Origin of the sequence: Parapedobacter indicus (assembly GCF_900113765.1) — a bacterium.
Taxonomy (GTDB): Bacteria; Bacteroidota; Bacteroidia; order Sphingobacteriales; family Sphingobacteriaceae; genus Parapedobacter; species Parapedobacter indicus.
In genome coordinates this window covers 1-4,155 of record NZ_FOQO01000026.1, presented here as the reverse complement: position 1 = coordinate 4,155, position 4,155 = coordinate 1, and the positions used below count along the sequence as shown (strand labels likewise).

Annotated in this window: 1 protein-coding gene; it reads right to left on the bottom strand. The window is 51.6% G+C overall.

All coding sequences use genetic code 11. The annotated features are described in order from the left end of the window. On the bottom strand, window positions 1-4,155 hold a 4,155-nt coding region (locus BMZ56_RS25780; protein ID WP_177195310.1), incomplete at both ends, for a phage tail family protein.

The following is a 4,155-nucleotide window of genomic DNA, read 5'->3' as shown; positions in this document are numbered from 1 at the left end:
ATCACACTGCTTGAGATACTACTTATCGATGGCGTTATCGCGTTTATATGCCAAGCGTCGACAAACGCGCCGGCTACCGTTACTGTCGCAGCTAACAACGCACCCGGGGCGCTCCAGTATTCCCCGGCACGTTGGAAGAACTCATGCCCTCCAGACGACTGGATGGCGCGGCCGGATCCGCCGGATGCGTTGTTGATAATCGATAATCCGATAGCGGCGCTCGCATACGTCTCAATATTTAATCCCCGTCGGCTGACCTGATCCGTACGGATATGAACTATCGGCGAAGATGACGTTTCGTTCATCCTTAGGAACGTGTTTGCCGCGGAGGATAGATTGTTAAATATCAGCGAGGTGTCAACCGCCGCATTTATAAGTCTATTTCCCGAAATGTTAAAACCACCCACCTTGCTGCTACCGGTCACTGTCAGGTTAGTAGCCGTAATTGATTGAGCGAACAGGTTTGCAACATCAATGTCTACAGCCTTTATAGAACCTGCAGTAATGACGTTCGCGCGTATCCAAGCCACATCGAGCAGCGTTGTTACTATTTTGCCTCCACTGATTATTGTACTATTCAGGTCAGCCAGCGCAACAACATCCTTGTACGCCATATCCTTTAAAGCAGCCGTAAGCGCATTATGAGCATTTTGCGCGGCCACCGCCTTGCTATCCGCGGTTGCCGCAGCGGATTTGACTGTCTGCGAGAAAGCAAGTGTCTGCGAGCTGATCTCCGTAACCGTCGGATGGGCAACGAACACCTGACGGGAAGTGCCATTGTTGTAGTAGTTCAACCAGCGTAGACGGATGCGCTTGGTTGTCGGTTGCATACGGGCGTGGCTAGTTATATTTAACCCTATTCCTGCGGCGTCGGCGGGCGTGTATCCGGAAGGCAGAACATACGCCGTCATTTTGCGCCAGCTTCCGATCGTCGCCGACGTGTTCCAAAAATAAAAATTAGTTGTGTCGGACCCCAAACCGCCCGAATTTGATATAGGCTCAACTGCGATATCGTTAGCGGTACCACCGGCCGCAGAAGTGGCGTGAAGTCCGAAATATTTGGAACCGCTAACAGTCGGCGCCAGCATCCAAAGGGTGACTTCATAAATCTTGGCAGGATCAATATCGAACCAGTCCGAATAAATGATGCTGTCCCCGGTACTTGTACACCTTAATACTGGTGTTGAAAGTCCGTTAAACGATTGATTAACTACTGCAAGTCCCGATCCTGACCAGCCCGTTATACTGCCGGTTACAGCGGGGTTCTTGACGAGGCTCACTTTATCCTCGGTGAACGACCGGGCAAGTGCCAACGCATCGTTTGCCTTAGTCGTTGCGTCCGACGCTGCGGTACTGATCGCCTGTGTACGGGCATTATTGGCTTTCGTGGTTGCATCCGTTGCAGCGGCGGCAATAGCGGCGGATTGTGCCGCACTGGCTTGCTGTTGGGCGTAGGTTGTCGTAGCTCCGTTCCCATTCGAGATGATCTGCGATGCGTTTATCCGGGCGCTGTTGATGGTTCCGGAAGTAATGACCGACGCGTCCAGCGCGAGCGTATTGATATAACCGGCATTGACGACATTCGAACGGATGTAATTGGCGTCTATTAATGTCGTGACCAGCTTACCGCCACTGATAACCGTCGTACCCATATCGGCTAGCTGAACGATGTCCTTGTAGGCCATGTCCTTGAGCTGCGAAGTAAGGTTATTGTAGGCTGTCTGGGCTGCTTGGGCTTTAGCGTCAGCGGCATCAATTGACGCCTGTACGTCTTCGGCAGCCGGAGACCAGTCCGTGGCTTTGTTGCCGACTTCAATTTTAACGTTCTTTACTGTTGGTATCCTGCCAGTTCCGTAAACTCCGTAAAACTCCAAATTTGACTTGCCTGTATTGTAGGTACGCCTTATCGGAATCACTGTTACAGAGTGGCGTTCATATTCTGTTGTTGCGATTTCAACGGTCTCAATGAAATGCCAGTCGGCACTAAGATTGGACGAATAGACTTGTATCGGTCCGGGAACCGGGACTTTAATATCGAATGAAATTGTTATTTGCCCGCGGGAATATATGGAGTTAAATACCGATAAATTACCCCATAGTAGATACTCTCTATTACTGGTGTTACTGTTAGTTTTTTCCGGCGAGCTATTAGGAAGCAAGTTAACAGCGCCTATATCCAAACTGTTTACGTATGACAACGCGGTCGCCTCGGCTTGCGTTTGCGCACTGTTAGCCTTTGCTGTAGCATCGGCACTGGCCGCACTTATAGCCGCTGCCTGCGCGATATCAGCCTTGCTTTGGGCGACGTTCTCAGCATACGCGATTATATCGTTTAGCGAACCTGTGACGGCACTGACTTGAGTATTGGTATAGGAATTAGCCTGCGCAACCGCATTATTGCTCATGGTAGTGACGGTCAATGCGACTTCATCCGTCGTCATAACGTTACTACCGGCAGTTACCTGAATCTTGCCGGTTATGTAGGCGTTTTGTGCATACAGCCCGTAGCCGGTAAGTGCGCCCATGTCGGGGTCGACGATACCATCCAGCTTACCCATTCTGACTTTAGTCTTGCCATCCAAGCTAGCGGACGTTACGCCATCGATCACATCGATGTATGGAGCATTATCGTCGCTTGCTGTTAGGTACAATGCGCCCCGGCGGCTCGTATTGGTCACATTACCCATTCGCACCACATCGTCACCCGGCTCAGGAAAGCCACCGCCGTCCAACATGGTTAAAGTGAATGAAAAACTAGACGTCGAAATTATGCGCGCGACATAATATTTTACATTACGCCCGGTCCAGCGTTGGCAACGGATAATGTCGTCAACTACGAACGGAACGGCTATGGTGCCATTGTCCGAATCAATCTCGCAAAAGTAATTGCCGCCGATCTGAGTGACTCCATTGATCTTGATCGCGTCCGATATCCATACGCTGCCATTGGTCGCCCGGATTTGGTTGATTATAAGCTCGTACACGTTCATTTCCTTGCGCACAGTGAGCTTATCGAAGGTTGCGGACACGTTGCCGTTTTCATTGACAATGTTCCATCCCGAACCACTGAACCCAGAAACGAACAACGGTGAACCCGTGCCGGCAAAACGGGGACTATCACCGCTGCGCACCGGCTGGTTCATGTAGTCGGCGAATTGCATTCCGTCCCACTTATCCGAATCGAGGGCATAATCCGCCACATCGGCATTGTAGGCGCGGCCGGAAAGATCAGCGTATCCCGCCTTTGCCTTATCCGGTCCCAAATAAAGGTACCCGTCACGTTCAGAAAGCCGGTTAAGGAATAGATTCTTCCGCATCTGATCGGGGTCAAGCAGTCCCGCCGTTTGGATAGCGTAAAGGATGCGCTCCTGTTGGGCGTACTGCCGGGCGATCTCCGAGGGTTTGATGCGCTCCGTTAATTTCAATCCGGTGTACTTGGCAGGTTGTTGCAAGTCCCGCTGCCATCCGGCGATACGCAGATCCTTATCGATGCCCAATTCGGCATCCTTGATGTTAATGGTATATCCTAATCGCAAATTAGGCGCATTCTGCAATACCCATAAAGGTGTCAGCTCCGCACTGTATTCATGCCGGTCTACCTTGTTTTCATCGAGGTAGGACTGGCCCGCTGCCAATAGCCTGCTCTCCGCATCGGTAACATAGCTAGCGGGCATATTGATATCCAGCAGCACATATTTATCGCCAACGGCGAACACTAGCGGTGCATGCGGCACCCCATCCGGATAGGCCGGATCGTCGTCTATGCGCTTGATCGTGATGGTTTTGGTCGCATGTATATATTCAGTGATTTCGAACTCGAACGACGCCAGCTGGCCGGAAACGAATGAAACCTTTGCCGGGGTGCCCGCTAGCTGATCATTGATGTCAAAGTCCAGCGTGTTGTCAACAAAAGACAACTCATCGACACCTAATGCGGTCACGGTACCCGTACGTGACGGGAAGATGTTGTCGAAGAAAACCGTATGCTCCACGATCTCCTCTTCCGGCCCGATGGGGGCCTGTAAGTATGGCCGGTCAGCAAGCGGCAACTGGAGCCGGCTAAATCCGTACCCTGATGGGAGATTCCGCGATGCACCTTCAACATAGAGCCTGTTGATGACCGACGTTTCCGTACGGCCGCGGGTGAGCTTATAC